This is a genomic window from Candidatus Methylomirabilota bacterium (assembly GCA_035936835.1).
Lineage (GTDB): Bacteria > Methylomirabilota > Methylomirabilia > Rokubacteriales > CSP1-6 > AR37.
Genome location: DASYVT010000015.1, coordinates 20,701 through 36,106, shown reverse-complemented (window position 1 = coordinate 36,106; position 15,406 = coordinate 20,701). Strand labels below are relative to the sequence as shown.

At 69.3% G+C, this 15,406-nt stretch carries 15 protein-coding genes; all 15 read left to right on the top strand.

Features of this window, described 5'->3' with window-relative positions:
- Window position 1: 1 nt before the first annotated feature.
- A complete protein-coding gene (gene fdnG, locus VGV06_01020) occupies window positions 2–3,127 on the top strand; it encodes a formate dehydrogenase-N subunit alpha (protein ID HEV2053734.1) in 3,126 nt (1,041 codons plus the stop codon).
- Window positions 3,128–3,129: 2 nt separating this feature from the next.
- A complete protein-coding gene (locus tag VGV06_01015; protein HEV2053733.1) occupies window positions 3,130–3,933 on the top strand; it encodes a 4Fe-4S dicluster domain-containing protein in 804 nt (267 codons plus the stop codon).
- A complete protein-coding gene (nrfD, locus tag VGV06_01010; protein HEV2053732.1) occupies window positions 3,926–4,741 on the top strand; it encodes an NrfD/PsrC family molybdoenzyme membrane anchor subunit in 816 nt (271 codons plus the stop codon). The genes VGV06_01015 and nrfD overlap by 8 nt, the downstream gene beginning before the upstream one ends.
- A gap of 184 nt (window positions 4,742–4,925) precedes the next feature.
- Window positions 4,926–5,684: a formate dehydrogenase accessory sulfurtransferase FdhD gene (fdhD, locus tag VGV06_01005; protein ID HEV2053731.1), complete on the top strand. Its 759-nt coding sequence runs from the start codon at window positions 4,926–4,928 to the stop codon at window positions 5,682–5,684.
- A gap of 3 nt (window positions 5,685–5,687) precedes the next feature.
- The gene (locus VGV06_01000) at window positions 5,688–6,599 is read left to right on the top strand and encodes a formate dehydrogenase accessory protein FdhE (protein ID HEV2053730.1); all 912 of its coding nucleotides are present in this window, start codon (window positions 5,688–5,690) and stop codon (window positions 6,597–6,599) included.
- A complete protein-coding gene (ccsA, locus tag VGV06_00995; GenBank protein HEV2053729.1) occupies window positions 6,596–7,420 on the top strand; it encodes a cytochrome c biogenesis protein CcsA in 825 nt (274 codons plus the stop codon). The genes VGV06_01000 and ccsA overlap by 4 nt, the downstream gene beginning before the upstream one ends.
- The gene (hemA, locus tag VGV06_00990; protein HEV2053728.1) at window positions 7,417–8,712 is read left to right on the top strand and encodes a glutamyl-tRNA reductase; all 1,296 of its coding nucleotides are present in this window, start codon (window positions 7,417–7,419) and stop codon (window positions 8,710–8,712) included. Before ccsA ends, hemA begins: the two co-directional genes overlap by 4 nt.
- Entirely contained in the window at window positions 8,709–9,626 is a 918-nt protein-coding gene (gene hemC, locus VGV06_00985; protein HEV2053727.1) for a hydroxymethylbilane synthase, read from the top strand. Before hemA ends, hemC begins: the two co-directional genes overlap by 4 nt.
- Entirely contained in the window at window positions 9,623–10,444 is an 822-nt protein-coding gene (locus VGV06_00980) for a uroporphyrinogen-III synthase (protein ID HEV2053726.1), read from the top strand. The genes hemC and VGV06_00980 overlap by 4 nt, the downstream gene beginning before the upstream one ends.
- 103 nt (window positions 10,445–10,547) lie before the next feature.
- The gene (hemB, locus tag VGV06_00975; protein ID HEV2053725.1) at window positions 10,548–11,531 is read left to right on the top strand and encodes a porphobilinogen synthase; all 984 of its coding nucleotides are present in this window, start codon (window positions 10,548–10,550) and stop codon (window positions 11,529–11,531) included.
- A complete protein-coding gene (locus VGV06_00970; GenBank protein HEV2053724.1) occupies window positions 11,528–11,974 on the top strand; it encodes an Rrf2 family transcriptional regulator in 447 nt (148 codons plus the stop codon). The genes hemB and VGV06_00970 overlap by 4 nt, the downstream gene beginning before the upstream one ends.
- 47 nt (window positions 11,975–12,021) lie before the next feature.
- Window positions 12,022–12,966: a cysteine synthase A gene (gene cysK / locus VGV06_00965; protein HEV2053723.1), complete on the top strand. Its 945-nt coding sequence runs from the start codon at window positions 12,022–12,024 to the stop codon at window positions 12,964–12,966.
- Between the two features lie 19 nt (window positions 12,967–12,985).
- A complete protein-coding gene (locus VGV06_00960) occupies window positions 12,986–13,303 on the top strand; it encodes a MoaD/ThiS family protein (GenBank protein ID HEV2053722.1) in 318 nt (105 codons plus the stop codon).
- 14 nt (window positions 13,304–13,317) lie between these two features.
- Window positions 13,318–13,785, top strand: coding sequence for a Mov34/MPN/PAD-1 family protein (locus VGV06_00955; GenBank protein HEV2053721.1), 468 nt, complete (start codon window positions 13,318–13,320; stop codon window positions 13,783–13,785).
- Window positions 13,778–15,082, top strand: a complete 1,305-nt coding sequence (gene hemL / locus VGV06_00950; GenBank protein ID HEV2053720.1) for a glutamate-1-semialdehyde 2,1-aminomutase — start codon at window positions 13,778–13,780, stop codon at window positions 15,080–15,082. The genes VGV06_00955 and hemL overlap by 8 nt, the downstream gene beginning before the upstream one ends.
- Window positions 15,083–15,406 lie beyond the last annotated feature (324 nt).

Genomic DNA, 15,406 nt, shown 5'->3' with positions numbered 1-15,406 from the left:
CATGAGCCTCTCACGCAGGGACTTCTTCAAGTACGCGGGGTCGGCCGGCGCCGGCGTGGCCATGGGCACGGCGACGCTGGACCTCAAACCGGTGGCGGCGGCGGCCACCGCGCTCAAGCTCAAGGAAGCCAAGGTCCACACGAGCGTCTGTCCGTATTGTTCTGTCGGCTGCAACCAGCTCGTGTATTCGAAGGGCGACACCATCATCGACATCGAGGGGCACCCGGACACGCCCCACACGCTCGGCAAGCTCTGCCCCAAGGGCGCCGCGACCATCCAGCTCTCCAACAACCCGCTTCGTCCCACGAAGGCGCTCTACCGCGCGCCCGGCTCGGACAAGTGGGAGGAGAAGCCGATCGAGTGGATGTACGACCAGATCGCCAAGCGCTACCGCGACACGCGCGAGAAGTACTTCATCGAGCGGGAGAAGGACAAGGACGGCAAGGAAGTGACCGTGAACCGATTCGAGGCCCTCGCCTCGCTCGGCTCGGCCTGCATCGACAACGAGGAGTGCTACCTCCTCACCAAGCTCAACCGCACGCTCGGCATCGTCTACCACGAGCACCAGGCCCGAGTCTGACACTCCGCCACGGTCCCAGCTCTGGGGACCACGTTCGGGCGGGGGGCGATGACGACCAACCTGATCGACCTCCAGCACTCGGATGTCATCATGTGCACCAACAACATGGCCGAGAACCACCCGGTGGGCTTCCAGTGGGTGATGAAGGCCAAGGAGCGCGGCGCCAAGGTCATCCACGTCGACCCGCGCTTCACCCGCACGAGCGCCGTGTCGGACATCCACGTCCCGCTGCGCTCCGGGACGAACATCGCGTTCTTTGGCGGGCTGATGAGCTACGCGATCCAGAACAACCTCTACTTCAAGGATTACGTCGTCTCCTACACCAACGCCTCCTTCCTCATCGACCCCGCGTTCAAGACGCCGACCGACCTGAGCGGGCTCTTCGAGGGTCTCGAGCAGACGGGCAAGGGCGGCACGGACCCGCACGTCGCCCAGACCTACAACAAGTCCACGTGGAAGTACCAGCTGGACGGCGAGGGCAACCCCAAGCGGGACCTGACCCTCCGGGACCAGAACTCCGTCTTCCAGCTCCTCAAGCGGCACTACAGCCGCTACACGCCCGAGATGGTCGAGCGCGTCTGCGGCATCCCCAAGGCCAAGTTCGTCGAGGTGGCCCAGCTCTACTGCGGCACCTCCGGGCGTGAGAAGACCGGCACCATCACGTACGCGCTTAACCTGACCCAGCACACCAACGGCGTCCAGAACATCCGGGCGTTGTGCATGCTCCAGCTCCTGCTCGGCAACATCGGGCGGCCCGGCGGCGGCGTCACCGCGCTGCGCGGCCACGCCAACGTCCAGGGCGCCACCGACCTGGAGCTGCTCTACCACGAGCTGCCCGGGTACATGGCCATGCCGCTCCGGGACGCGCATCCCGACCTCAAGACCTACCTCGAGAAGGAGACGCCGAAGGGCGGCTTCTGGATCAACAAGCCCAAGTTCTTCGTGAGCCTGCTCAAGGCCTTTTACGGCGATGCCGCCACGAAGGACAACGAGTTCGGCTACCAGTGGCTGCCCAAGCGCGCCTCCACCGACGCCTACAGCCACCAGCACACCTTCGTGGATATGTACAAGGGCAAGGTCAAGGCCTTCCTCTGCGACGGTCAAAACCCGGCTGTCGGCGGGCCCAACGCCAAGCTCGCGCGCGCGGCCATGCAGAAGCTCGACTGGATGGTGGTCGTGGACATCTTCCTGACGGAGACGGCGGAGGTATGGAAGACGCCCGGCACCAACCCCAAGGACGTCAAGACCGAGGTCTTCTTCATCCCGGCCGCCCCCGCCGCGGAGAAGGACGGCTCGCTGACCAACACCATGCGACTCATCCAATGGCACGAGAAGTCGGTCAACCCTCCGGGCGAGGTCCAGACCGACGCCCAGTTCGTCTGCACGCTCGCCCACCGCCTCCAGAAGATGTACGCGGGCTCGAAGAAGGAGCGCGACAAGGGGTTCCTCGCCGCCAATTTCACCTTCGGCGAGAAGCCCGACCACCCCGACATGGAGCTGGTCCTCAAGGAGATCAACGGCTTCGCGACCGAGGACATCAACGACAAGGACGGCAAGCTCGTCTACAAGAAGGGGCAGGCGCTCAACACCTTCGTCCACATGACGGACGACGGCAAAACGGCCAGCGGCTGCTGGATCTACACCGGCGTCACGGTCGAGGGCCCTGACGGCAAGCTCGTGAACAAGGCCAATGCCCACAAGCCGCCCGACGAGAAGGACTACCTGGCCCACGGCTGGGCCTTCTCGTGGCCGGCCAATCGGCGCATCCTCTACAACCGCGCGTCGGCTGACCTTGCCGGCAAGCCCTGGAGCGAGAAGAAGAAGCTCATCTGGTGGGACCCGGAGGCGCCGGGCCAGACCCCGGACAAGAAGGGCAAGTGGGTCGGGCTCGACGTGCCGGACTTCAACGCCTTCCTGGCGCCCGACGCCAAGAATGGGGACAAGCCGTTCATCATGCGCGCCGACCTCGTCGGCGCCTTCTTCGGCCCGCTCAACGACGGGCCGTTCCCCGAGCACTACGAGCCGATCGAGTCGCCGACGCGGAACCTGCTGTCGAAGCAGCAGAACAACCCTGTCGCCAAGATCTGGAGTTTGCCGGACCACAAGAACGACCTGGTCCCGCTGGGCTCGAAGGACTACCCCTACGTCATCACGACGTACCGGCTGACGGAGCACCACCTCTCCGGCGTCATGTCGCGCTACCTGCCGATGCTGGCGGAGATGTTCGAGTCCCACTTCGCCGAGATCAGCCAGGAGCTGGCGAAGGAGATCGGTATCGCCAACGGCGACAAGGTCACCGTGTCGACCCCGCGCGGGAAGATCGTCGTCAAGGCCATGGTCACGCACCGCCTCAAGCCCTTCAAGATCGACGGCAAGACGGTGCACCAGATCGGCGTGCCGTGGCACTGGGGGTGGAAAGGCATAGACTCGCTCCCGGGCAGCAAGGGTGACATCACCAACGACCTCTCGGCCACGGTGGCGGACCCGACGGTGTACATCCAGGAGACCAAGGCCTTCATGTGCAACGTCAAGAAGGGGGAGGTGTAGCCATGGCCCGCACGCTGGCGATGTTCACGGACACGTCGCTGTGCATCGGCTGTCGCGCCTGCCAGGTCGCCTGCAAGCAGTGGAACGAGCTGCCGAGCGAGCAGCCGGAGTGGACGGGCTCCTACCAGAACCACGCCACGTTCACCGACAAGACGTACCGCCTGGTCCGCTTCATCGAGAAGCCCCAGGCGAACGGCGAGCTCTCCTGGCTCCTCATGTCGGACGTGTGCAAGCACTGCGCCCAGGCCGGCTGCCTGGACGCGTGCCCGACCGGGGCTATCTACCGGACCGAGTTCGGCACGGTCAACATCAACCAGGACGTCTGTAACGGCTGCCGCTACTGCGTCAGCGCCTGCCCCTTCGGCGTGGTCTCCTTCAACCACGACACGGGGCGGGCCAACAAGTGCACCTTCTGCAACGACCGCATCCACAACGGGCTCGGGCCCGCCTGCGCCAAGGCGTGCCCCACGGAGTCCATCCAGTTCGGCTTCCGGGACGAGCTGGTGACCAAGGCCGGCAAGCGCGTCGCGGCGCTCAAGGAGATGGGCTACAAGCAGGCGCAGCTCTACGGCGCCGACAGCAACGGGCCGCTGGGAGGGCTCAACGCCTTCTTCCTGCTGCTCGACAAGCCGTCCACGTACGCCCTTCCCGAGAAGCCGCTCCTGCCCCAGCGTAACGTGCTGGTCGATTCCCTCCTCTCGGTAGGCTCGGCGCTGCTGGTCGGGGTGGGGGCGGTCCTGGCCTTCCGCGAGCGCGGCGGCAATGCCCCAGCCGGCGGCAGCCCTACGGGCGGCGGCGATGCTTAAGAACCCCGATTGGCATCTCCTGATCGTCTGGTACTTCTTCCTCGGCGGCATCGCCGGCGGCGCCTATTTCACGGCCGCCATCGCGGACAACTTCGGCAGCCCCAGGGACAAGAGCGTCTTCCGCATCGGCTACGTGCTGGCCCTGCTGCTGATCGGCCTCTGCGGCATCCTTCTGATCCTCGACCTCGGCACGCCGAGTCGCTTCCTCAACATGGTCATGTACTTCAAGTTCTCGAACCCGATGTCGATCGGCGCGTGGATGCTCGGCGTCTTCGGCGCCTTTGCCTTCCTGTCCTCGGCGCTCTCCTTCGCCGGCGGCGAGGGCGTCGCCCCGCTCAGGCGGCGGCTGAGCCTGATCGGCACAATCTCCGGCTTCTTCATCGCGGCCTACACGGGCGTGCTCCTCTCCGCCACTGCGCTGCCGTTCTGGACGGACGCGCGTCTCTTGGGCGCGCTCTTCCTGGCGTCGGGCGCTTCGACGGGCATGGCGGCGATCTCGCTGCTGCTCTACCTTTCCGGTGAGTCGGCGGGCGAGGGGTTCAGCAAGGTCAAGCGCGCCGACCGCTACGCCATCATGTTCGAGATAGTGGTGCTCGCGGCCTTCCTTGTGCTTTTGGGGGGGGCGGCCGGGCCGCTCGTTTCGGGCCAGCTGGCTCCGCTCTTCTGGGGCGGCCTCGTGGTTGTCGGGCTCGTCATCCCGCTGCTGGTGGATCTCGTCGGGCTCAAGCTGCCCGGGGCCGTGCCCGCCGCCCTCGTGCTGGTCGGCGGATTCATCCTGCGCTACGTCATCGTCATGGCCAACGCTTGAACTTTTTGGTTCCGGGGGGGAGCGACCGCCGCTCCTGCTGAGGGTGAGCTCGGCTCGCCTTCGGCTGCGCCTCACAATTCGCCCCGGACGCCCCCACCGGCTTCCGCGTCAGATTTGGCGATAGAGCAAGGGTCTCCTACCGGGGGCCCTTTGCCTTTCCCGACGGGCATGGCACGATAGGGCCATGCGCACCTATTTCCAGCTCAAGAGCGGTCGCCTGGACGAGGTCAAGGGCGAAGTCGTCCGCGAGCAGCCGCTGACCGTCTACGTCGACGGCGAGCGCTTCCTGACTCTCCTCTGCTCGCCGTTCGAGCTGGATGCCCTCGTCCTGGGGTACCTCTGGATGGAGAAGGTCATCGGGAGCCTCGACGAGGTCGCGGGGCTCCAGATCTCCGAGGTGGACGGCCGCGCAGACGTGACGCTGACGCGGCCGGTGACGTTGCCCACGGAGCGCATCCTGACGTCCGGCTGCGGCGGCGGCATCACGTTCCGCATCGACCCGCGGCTCTTTCCGCGCATTGCGTCGGACCTGCGCGTCCGCCCAGCGGAGCTGGGGGACCGGATGCGCGATCTCATCCAGGAGGCCGTCCACTACCGCGCCTCGCGGGGCATCCACGGCGCCGCCTTGGCCGACCGCGACAGGGTGCTGCTGGTCGCCGAGGACGTGGGCCGCCACAACGCCGTGGACAAGCTCATGGGCATGGCGCTGCTTCGCGGCATCCCCGCGACGGACAGGATTCTCCTCTCCACGGGGCGCGTGTCCTCCGAGATGCTGCTCAAGGCCGCCCGCATGGGCGTGCCGGTCGTCGCCTCGCGCACCTCGCCCACGGAGATGGCCGTCGCCCTCGCCGAGCAGCTCGGCGTGACCGTGGTGGGCTATCTCCGCGGTGAAAGCCTCAACCTGTACGCCGGCCAGGCCCTCGAGCTGCCGGACCCCTCCTGAGCCATGCCGGACTACGCGGGGCTGTGTGCGGAGTGGCAGGAGATGCTCACGCGGCGGCGGGCCATGGGCGACGCGCTCGCTCTGTGGACCTCGGTGCTCGATGGCTGGCGCGGTTGGCAGGATCCCGGGGTTGAGCCCTTAAAGTCGAGCGCGGAGGAGTGCCTGGAGCGCTGGGAGAGGGGCGTACCGCTCCTTGCCGAGGCTCTACCCGCCATCGCACCCGAGTCTCTCGAAGACCTTCTGGGGCCGGTCATGGAGCGGCTTGCAGCTGCCGGACCCGACGACGCCCTGGCGCTCGGACGATTCGCCGAGGCCTGGGACGCGGGACGCATCGGGCCGGCCGCGCTCTTCCCGGCCTCCGGCAAGGACGCGGCCGCGGCGCTCCAGCCCGCGGCGCTCCAGCCCGCGGCGCTCCAGGACGAGACCGGTCTCCCCGCCCACCTCGCGGGTTTCCTCGCCCATGCTGGCATGCGCCCCGCGCTCGAGACCTTCTTCTCACGGGTCCGCGCGCTGCCGGAGGGCGGCTGGGACCGTGGCTTCTGTCCGTGGTGCGGCGGCCTGCCGTCCTACGGCGACCTGCTCGAAGACGGCCGGCGGCGGCTGTCCTGCCATCTCTGCGGCGGCGCCTGGACGGCCGCGCGCCTTCGCTGTCCCTTCTGCCAGGCGTGGCAGTCGGGCGACATGGTGCGGCTCGTGGCCGGGGGCGCCGAGGAGGGCTACTTCGTGGAGGCGTGCCTGGCCTGCCGGGGCTATCTCAAGGGCGTGGACCGGCGGGAGCGCTGGAACGCGGCCTCGCCGCTCGTGGAAGATTGGGCCTCGCCCCACCTCGACTACTACGCCGCGCGGGAAGGGTACTGGCGGGGCACGCCGTCCCTTGCCCAGCTCTTGCCACCGGACTCAGACCCCCCCGCATGAACGCCGTCGTCTTTGACGTCGCGCTCACGGCCTACATCGTCGCCGCCGCCGCGGCTCTGGGCTCGCTCTTCGGACGACGGGAGGATCTGGCGCGCTTCGCGCGACTGCTGACCGCGGCTGGCTGGGCGTGCCACACCGGGGCGATCATCCTCCGCTGGGCGGAACTCCGCCGTGCCCCTGTGCTGACCCTGGCCGAGGGCGTCTCGGTCGTGATCTGGGTCGCGGTGCTCTTCGGTCTCTGGATCGAGTACAGCTACGGGATCACGACCTTCGGCGCCTTCTTCCTGCCGGCGATCCTGGCTCTGGGCCTGGGGCTGCCGACGGGGCTCAGGGGCCTGGCTCTCGAGCCGCAGTCGCAGAGCGGCTGGGCCGTCGTCCACGTGGCGCTGATCCTGGTGGGGTTGGCCGCGCTGGTCCTCAACTTCGGCAGCGCCCTCATGTACGTGCTCCAGGAGCGGCAGATCAAGGCCAAGCGCCGCGGCGCCTTCTACTACGGGCTCCCGGCGCTCGAGACGCTCGACCATCTGACGCTGGTGACGCTCACCGTGGGTTTCCCGTTCCTCACGGTCGGGCTCGTTCTTGGTATTCTCCGAGCTTGGGGCGTGCCCCAGGCTGGGCGCTCCTGGGCCAGCCTGCTGGCCGGCGACCCGCTGGCGCTCTTCTCGCTGGTCATGTGGCTGGTCTACGCGGCGACGCTGTCGGGCCGCGCGGTCGGCCGGTGGCGGGGCCGCCGGGCCGCCTACTTCGCGATCGCCGGCTTTTGCGTGCTACTGGCGACGCTTGGCGCAGGCGCCCTCTTCCACGGGCGGCACGGCTCATGATCCACACCGTCTTCGTCGCCGGGCTGTCCCACAGGACCGCGCCCATCGAAGTCCGGGAGCAGCTCGCCCTCGAGGAGGACAAGCTGCGCGAGGTGCTGCGAGACGTCGCGGGGCGCGGCGTCTGCTCCGAGCTGATGATCCTCTCCACGTGCAACCGCGTCGAGGTCTACGGCGTCGCGGAGGTGCCCGGCGAGGCCCGCGGCGCCGCCTTCCGTGGGATGAGCGCCCAGCGGGGCCTGGACTTCCAGGCTCTCGAGCCGCTGCTCTACACGAAGACGGGCGCCGACGCGGTCCTGCACGCCTTCCGGGTCGCCGCAAGCCTCGACTCCATGGTGCTGGGCGAGCCGCAGATCCTGGGTCAGGTCAAGGACGCCTTCGCGCTCGCCCAGTCGTGCCGCGTCGTGGGGCCGATGCTGCACGCGCTGATGAGCCAGGCCTTCGCCGTCGCCAAGCGTGTGCGGACCGAGACGGAGATCGGGCGCTTTGCCGTGTCCGTGTCCTTCGCCGCCGTCGAGCTGGCGCGAAAGATCTTCGGCAGCCTCGACGGCAAGACGGTGCTGCTGATCGGGGCGGGGGAGATGGGCGAGCTGGCCGCCCGGCACCTCCAGGATCAGGGGACGCTGCCCGTGTACGTCGCCAACCGCACCTGGGGCCGCGCCCAGGACCTGGCGCGTGACCTCGCGGGCACGGCCGTCAGGTACGAGGACTTCCCGTCGGTGATGGCCGAGGTGGACATCGTCATCACCTCCACGGCAGCCCCCGAGCCCATCATCCGCTGCGCCGACGTCGAGGCGGTGCTGCGCGCGCGCCACGAGCGTCCGCTCTTCTTCATCGACATCGCCGTGCCGCGGAACGTCGAGCCCGCCGTCAACGACCTCGACAACGCCTTCTGCTACGACGTCGACGACCTCCGCTCGGTCGTCGAGTCCAACCTGCGCGAGCGCCAGCGCGAAGCGCAGCGGGGCGAGGCGCTGGTCCAGGGTGAGGTCCGAAAGTTCGCCGAGCGACTCAGAGATCTCGAGGTCGTGCCGACCATCGTGTCGTTAAGGGAAAAGCTGGAGGCTATTAGGCGGGGCGAGGTGGCGCGCGCGCTCGGACGCCTGCCGGGAGCGGATGAGGCGACGAAGCAGGCGCTCGAGGCGCTCTCGCAGGCCATCGTGAACAAGGTCTTGCACGGCCCCACGGTCAAGCTGCGCGACTCGTCGCGGGCGGGCCATGCGCGCCGCTGGATCGAGGTCATCTCGGAGGTGTTCGGGCTCGGGGCCAAGGGCCGGACCGGGCCTCCGCCATGAGGACGCTCCGCCTCGGCACCAGAGGCAGCCGGCTTGCCGTCGCACAGGCTGGGCAGGTCGCCGACGCACTCCGCGCGCGCGGCGCGGAGATCGAGGTCGTGGTCATCCGCACGTCGGGCGATCGTCTGGCGGACGTCGCCCTCGCCGATTTCGGGGGCAAGGCGCTCTTCGTGAAGGAGATCGAGGAGGCTCTCCTCGACGGCCGGGTGGACGCGGGCGTCCACAGCCTCAAGGACATGCCCGCCGAGCTGCCCGCCGGTCTCTGGCTCCCGGCCTATCCCCCTCGTGAAGACCCACGCGATGTCCTGCTCACGCGCTCGGGCGGCGGGCTCGACGAGCTGCCGCGGGGCGCCCGCGTCGCCACCTCGAGCCTGAGACGGCGCGCCTTGCTCCTCGCCCGGCGTCCCGACCTCAGCATCGAGCCTATCCGCGGCAACGTGGACACGCGGCTGCGCAAGCTCGATGAAGGTCTCTGCGACGGCCTCGTCATGGCCCGCGCGGGGCTCGATCGCCTGGGCCTGAAGCCCGAGCACGCCCACGCGCTGCCCGTGGAGGAGTTTCTTCCCGCCGTGGGGCAGGGCATCCTGGGCGTAGAGGCGAGAACGGCCGACACCGAAGTGCTCGAGGCGCTGCGGGGCGTGGACCACGCCGGGACGAGGATGCAGGCCTTGGCGGAGCGCGCGTTCCTCCGCCGTCTCGGCGCGGGCTGCCACACGCCGGTGGCGGGCCACGCGCGCCTCGACGGCGACGCCATCTCGATGGCCGGGCTCGTGGCGAGCTCCGACGGCGTGACCGTGCTCACGGGCGAGGTGAGCGGACCGGGCTCACGGGCGGAAGCGCTCGGCGAGCGTTTGGCGGACGATCTGCTGGCCCGCGGGGCGCGCGCACTACTCGACGCCGGAGGCCCCGCATGACGGCCGTCGCGGCCGCGCGGCCGCTCCGCGGTAGGGTCGTCGTCGTGACGCGCCCGCGCGCCCAGGCCCAGGCCTTCGCCGGCCTGCTTGAAGCGGCCGGCGCGCGAGTCCTCCTCGTGCCGACCATCGCCATCGAGCCTCCCGCCTCGTGGGAACCGCTGGACCGCGCGCTCGAGCGTCTCGACGACTACCGGTGGGCGGTTTTCACCAGCGTCAACGGCGTGGAGATGACGCGGCGCCGTCTCGAGGAGAAGGGCCGCGGCGCCGACGCGCTTCGCGGGCGCCGGTTGGCCGCGATCGGTCCCGCCACTGCCGAGGCTCTCCATGTCATGGGACTCGAGGCCGAGGTCGTGCCCGAGGAGTACGTCGCCGAAGCGCTCGCCGAGCGGCTGCGCGCCCTGATCAGGCCCGGAGAGCGCGTCCTCCTCGCCAGGGCCGCCGAGGCCCGCGATGTGCTCGTGACGCTCCTCGAGGCCGCGGGCGCCAGGGTCGACGAGGTGCCGGCCTATCGGACGCGGCCGGCGGCCGAGGACGCGGGCGAGCTCCGCGTGGCGCTCGGCGAGGGCCGGGTCGACGTCGTCACCTTCACCAGCTCGTCCACCGTCCGTCATTTCGCCGAGCTCTTCCCCGGCGAGAGCCTGCCGGGGCTCCTCCGCGGCGTAGCCGTGGCCTGCATCGGCCCAGTGACGCGCGCCACCGCCCTAGTCCTTGGACTCGAGACGCGGATTGTCCCGAGGGAGTACACTATCCCAGCGCTGGCCCAAGCCATCACCGACCACTATGCCTCGGGACCATCGCGCGCGAATGACGCAACGTGATTGGCCCACGGTCAACATGCCGAACGGCATACTGAAGCGATTGACCTGGTCCACGGTCAACATGCCGAAAGGCATGTTGAGGATGGATAAGGAGGCCTGAGACATGCCGTATCCATTGTACCGGCCGCGCCGGCTCCGCGAGTCTCCGCTCCTGCGCAAGATGGTCCGCGAGACCGTGCTCCGCACGGACGACCTCGTTTATCCGCTCTTTGCCGTTCACGGTCGTGGCGTGCGCGAGCCCATCGGTCCCATGCCGGGGCAGTTCCGCCTGTCCATAGACGAGCTGCTCAAGGAGTGCAAGGACGCCGCGTCCATGGGCATCCCCGCGGTGCTGCTCTTCGGCCTGCCGGCGGAGAAGGACCCGCGCGGCAGCGAGGCCTATGCGGAGGACGGCATCGTCCAGCAGGCCGTGCGTGCGGTGAAGGAGACCATCCCCGATCTCCTGGTCGTGACCGACGTCTGCCTCTGCGAGTACACGAGCCACGGCCACTGCGGCGTCGTCGAGGACGGCAGGGTCAAGAACGACCCGACGCTCGATCTCCTCGCGCGTACGGCGGTGTCTCACGTCGAGTCGGGCGCCGACATGGTGGCGCCGTCCGACATGATGGACGGGCGCGTGGCGGCCATCCGCGAGGCCCTCGACGAGTCGGGCTACCAGGAGACGCCGATCATGGCCTACTCGGCTAAGTACGCCTCGGCGTTCTACGGGCCGTTCCGGGAGGCGGCGGACTCGACGCCGCAGTTCGGCGACCGGCGCTCCTACCAGATGGACCCCGCGAACTCGGCCGAGGCGATGCGCGAGGTTGCGCTCGACATTGACGAGGGCGCCGACATCGTGATGGTCAAGCCTGCGCTGCCGTACCTCGACGTCATTGCCAGGGTCAAGAACGAGTTCGGGCTTCCCGTGGCGGCCTACTCAGTGTCCGGCGAGTACGCCATGCTCCGCGCGGCGGGCCAGCTCGGCTGGCTCGACGAAGAGGCCGCCATGATGGAGGCGCTGACGGGCATCAGGCGGGCCGGCGCCGACATCGTCATCACCTACTTCGCCAAGGAGGCGGCGCGGATCCTGGAGCGGGGGCGGAGGTGAGGATCTCCGCGAAGGGCGAGTACGCCATCAAGGCGATGCTCGACCTGGCGCTGTGCGACGACGGCGAGAGGCTCCAGCCGATCCAGGACATCGCCAGGCGCCAGGGCATTCCCCAGCGCTACCTCGAGCAGGTGCTGCTCGGGCTCAAGCGGGCGGGGTTTCTCCACTCGCGGCGCGGCTCGGCCGGCGGCTACCGTCTCGCGAAGCCGCCCGCCCAGATCACGGCCGGCGCGCTGCTCCGCGCCGTCGAGGGCCAGCAGGGGGTCGGCTCCGCCGGGCGCGCCGCGCGCGGATCGGTCGGTGATGGGGGCGGCGATCTCATTCAGCTCTGGCGGGCGGTGTCGGAGGCCATGGATTCGGTGGTGGACGGCACGACGCTCGAGGATCTCAGGCGGCAGGCGTTGGAGCGGCGGGCGTCGACGAAGCCCATGTACCACATCTGACCTTTTTTTTTGCCTGGGAACCTGCGTTCCCGATAGGATTGCACGCCATGACCCTACGTAGACCTTCAGCGGCCGCTCGACCGCGCATCGCCGCGTCGGTGCTCGATGTCGTGGGAGGCACGCCGCTCGTGAAGCTCAACAGGCTGCCCGCTGCCGGCGGCGCCGCGGTCCTCGCGAAGATGGAGTCGCTCAACCCGGGAGGCAGCGTCAAGGACAGGATCGCCGTCGCCATGATCGAGGACGCCGAGCGCCGGGGGCTGCTCAAGCCCGGCGCCGTCGTGGTCGAGCCGACGAGCGGCAATACGGGCATCGGGCTCGCCATGGTCTGCGCGGTCCGCGGCTACCGGCTCATCCTGACCATGCCCGATGACATGAGCGTGGAGCGCCAGCGTCTCCTCGCGCGCTACGGCGCCGAGATTCACCTGACCCCGGCCGTCGAGGGCATGAGCGGCGCCGTGTTCGCCGCGCAGGAGCTCCGGCGCGAGCACCCCGACTACTTCATGCCACAGCAGTTCGAGAACCCCGCCAACCCCGAGGCGCATCGGCGGACGACGGCGCTCGAGATCCTGGACGCGACCGAGGAGCGCCTGCACGCCTTTGTCGCCGGCGTGGGCACCGGCGGCACCGTCACGGGCGTGGGCGAGGTGCTCAAGGAGCGCGTGCCGGGCATCCGCGTGATCGGCGTCGAGCCAGCGCGCTCGCCGGTGCTCTCGGGAGGCAGGGCGCGGCCCCACGGCATCCAGGGCATCGGGGCATCCTTCGTGCCGGGCGTGCTCAACCGCGCCGTCCTCGACGAGATCATCCTGGTCCGTGACGAGGACGCCACCGCGACGGCCCGGCGCCTGGCAAGGGAAGAGGGGCTGCTGGTCGGCATCTCGGCCGGCGCCAACGTCTGGGCGGCCTGCCGCGTCGCCGAAGCGCTGCCGTCGGACCGGGTCGTCGTGACAGTGCTGTGCGATACTGGCGAGCGCTATCTCAGCGTGTCGTTCTAGGACCGCGAGGAGGAGAGCCATGAGCATTGACGTGTATATCCCGACGCCGTTTCGCCGCGCCACGAACAACAAGGACCGCGTGTCCGTCGATGCGCGCGATATCCGCGGGCTGCTCGACGAGCTCGAGGGGAGCTTCAGCGGTCTCAAGGGCCTCGTCCGCAACGAGGCCGGCGAGATCCACCACCACGTCAACATCTACGTGAACAACGAGGGCATCGAGTCGCTCCAGGGGCTTCAGACGCCGCTGAAGGATGGCGACGAGGTGTCGATCATTCCTGCCCTTGCAGGGGGCGGGCCTGCCCTTGCAGGGGGCGGGCCAGCTCTCGCCGGGGGCTGACTGACTCGCGCACGATGATCCTGACGCCGGAGGAATACGCGAGGATCCAGGCCCAGGCGCTTGCTGCGTACCCGTCCGAGTGCTGCGGGGTCGTGATGGAGCGGCCAGGTGCTTCGCCCGAGCGCCTCCTCCTGGCGTGCCGCAACATCCAGAACGAGCTGCACGCCAAGGACCCCACGCGTCACCCTCGCGACGCGCGGACCGCCTACTACATCGACCCGCGAGACCTGATCGCCATGGGCCGCCACGAGGCGCAGGGCTTCCGGGTCCTGACGATCTACCACTCGCACATCGACGCCGGTGCATACTTTTCCCCCACCGACAGGGCCAACGCCTTGATCAACGGCGAGCCTGCCTATCCCGACGCGGCCTACGTGGTGCTCTCCGTGGTGGAGCGCCGCGCGGCGGAGGTGGGGGTGTTCCGCTGGGACCCGGCGATCCACGACTTCGGGGCCGCCGAGTGGAAGAAGCCGGATGACTGATCCCGGAGGCGCGATTCCGCAAAGCTCCGACGCGCTCTTTGAGAGAGCCCAGCGGGTGATCCCCGGCGGCGTCAACAGTCCCGTGCGCGCCTTCCGCGGCGTTGGCGGCAGGCCCTTCTTCGTCGCGCGCGCCGAAGGCTGCCGCATGACGGATGTGGACGGCCGCACCTATATCGATTTCCTGGGCTCGTGGGGTCCGCTGATCCTGGGCCACGCGGCGCCCATGCTGGTCGAGGCCGTGGGCGAGGCGCTCGCCCGCGGGACGAGTTACGGCGCCCCCACGGCGGCCGAGGTGGACATGGCGGAGCTGATCTCGCGCGTCGTGCCCTCCATGGAGATGACGCGCCTCGTCTCCTCCGGCACCGAGGCCGCGATGAGCGCCATCCGTCTGGCACGAGGCGCCACGGGGCGTGACGTCATCGCCAAGTTCGAGGGGTGCTACCACGGCCACGCCGACAGTCTGCTGGTCAAGGCAGGCTCGGGCGGCGCCACCTTCGGCGTGCCCAACAGTCTGGGCGTTCCCGCGGTCCTCGCTTCGCTGACACTGACCGCGCCGTTCAACGACCTTCCCGCCGTCGAGCGCGTCATGGCGGCGCGGGGGCGGGACGTGGCCGCCATCATCGTCGAGCCCGTCGCCGGCAACATGGGCGTCGTGCCGCCGGCGTCCGGCTTCCTCCAGGGGTTGAGAGCCCTCTGCGACACGTACGGGGCGCTGCTGATCTTCGACGAGGTGATCACGGGCTTCCGCGTCGCCTACGGCGGCGCCCAGGCGCTGTATGGAGTCCGGCCGGATCTCACCTGCCTCGGCAAGATCATCGGGGGCGGCCTTCCGGTCGGCGCCTACGGCGGCCCGCGGGCTATCATGGAGCGCGTGGCGCCGCTCGGTGGCGTCTACCAGGCGGGGACGCTCTCCGGCAACCCGCTCGCCGTGGCGGCGGGGCTCGCCACGCTGCGGGCGCTCGCGAGCCCCGGGGTCTACGCGCGCCTCGAGGAATCGGGGGCGCGGCTCGAGGCGGGCCTCGTCGACGGGGCGAAGGCCGCCGGCGTGCCGCTCGTGGTCAACCGGGTCGGCTCGATGCTGACCGCCTTCTTCACCGCCGCGGCGGTGACCGACTTCGCCTCCGCGAAGCGCTCGGACACGGCGCGCTACGGGCGCTTCTTCCACGCGATGCTCGACGGCGGCGTCTTCCTTGCCGCCTCGCAGTTCGAGGCGGCGTTCGTGTCGCTCGCCCACGGCGTCTCCGACCTCGAGGAAGCCGCCGGGGCTGCCCGCCGGGCCTTCGCGAAGGCTCGCTGAGCCGGTCGACATCGGAACGTTGGGGCCGGCTGGGGCCCGCAGGGCACCTTGGCCGGACATCGCTATTGACCTCGATTTTCCCGCGTGATAGGGTTCACAAGGCCGCGAGCCTGGAGCCTCGTCGTTCCGTTTACCGGCCAGCTTGGATCGCACGTCTTGGAAGCGCATGTCTTGCCTGCGCGATGCCGCGCGAGGAGCGTACGAGCGTAGATGGTCCGTGAGCTCGCCGTTTCCGTCCCAGCTTCAACCTCCGGAATCCAAGCGCCCCCGTTTTATCACCGCAGCAGTTCGGCCGCCTCCGGAATTGCCGCAGCAGGGAGAGGT

Excerpts from the sequence above, each read along its gene's own strand:
- VGV06_01000 (HEV2053730.1), top strand. The coding sequence starts at position 5,688 with ATGCCGGACTACGCGGGGCTGTGTGCGGAGTGGCAGGAGATGCTCACG.
- VGV06_00980 (HEV2053726.1), top strand. The coding sequence starts at position 9,623 with ATGACGGCCGTCGCGGCCGCGCGGCCGCTCCGCGGTAGGGTCGTCGTC.
- nrfD (HEV2053732.1), top strand. The coding sequence starts at position 3,926 with ATGCTTAAGAACCCCGATTGGCATCTCCTGATCGTCTGGTACTTCTTC.
- ccsA (HEV2053729.1), top strand. The coding sequence starts at position 6,596 with ATGAACGCCGTCGTCTTTGACGTCGCGCTCACGGCCTACATCGTCGCC.
- hemC (HEV2053727.1), top strand. The coding sequence starts at position 8,709 with ATGAGGACGCTCCGCCTCGGCACCAGAGGCAGCCGGCTTGCCGTCGCA.
- hemL (HEV2053720.1), top strand. The coding sequence starts at position 13,778 with ATGACTGATCCCGGAGGCGCGATTCCGCAAAGCTCCGACGCGCTCTTT.
- VGV06_01015 (HEV2053733.1), top strand. The coding sequence starts at position 3,130 with ATGGCCCGCACGCTGGCGATGTTCACGGACACGTCGCTGTGCATCGGC.
- cysK (HEV2053723.1), top strand. The coding sequence starts at position 12,022 with ATGACCCTACGTAGACCTTCAGCGGCCGCTCGACCGCGCATCGCCGCG.
- fdhD (HEV2053731.1), top strand. The coding sequence starts at position 4,926 with ATGCGCACCTATTTCCAGCTCAAGAGCGGTCGCCTGGACGAGGTCAAG.
- VGV06_00960 (HEV2053722.1), top strand. The coding sequence starts at position 12,986 with ATGAGCATTGACGTGTATATCCCGACGCCGTTTCGCCGCGCCACGAAC.
- hemA (HEV2053728.1), top strand. The coding sequence starts at position 7,417 with ATGATCCACACCGTCTTCGTCGCCGGGCTGTCCCACAGGACCGCGCCC.
- VGV06_00955 (HEV2053721.1), top strand. The coding sequence starts at position 13,318 with ATGATCCTGACGCCGGAGGAATACGCGAGGATCCAGGCCCAGGCGCTT.
- hemB (HEV2053725.1), top strand. The coding sequence starts at position 10,548 with ATGCCGTATCCATTGTACCGGCCGCGCCGGCTCCGCGAGTCTCCGCTC.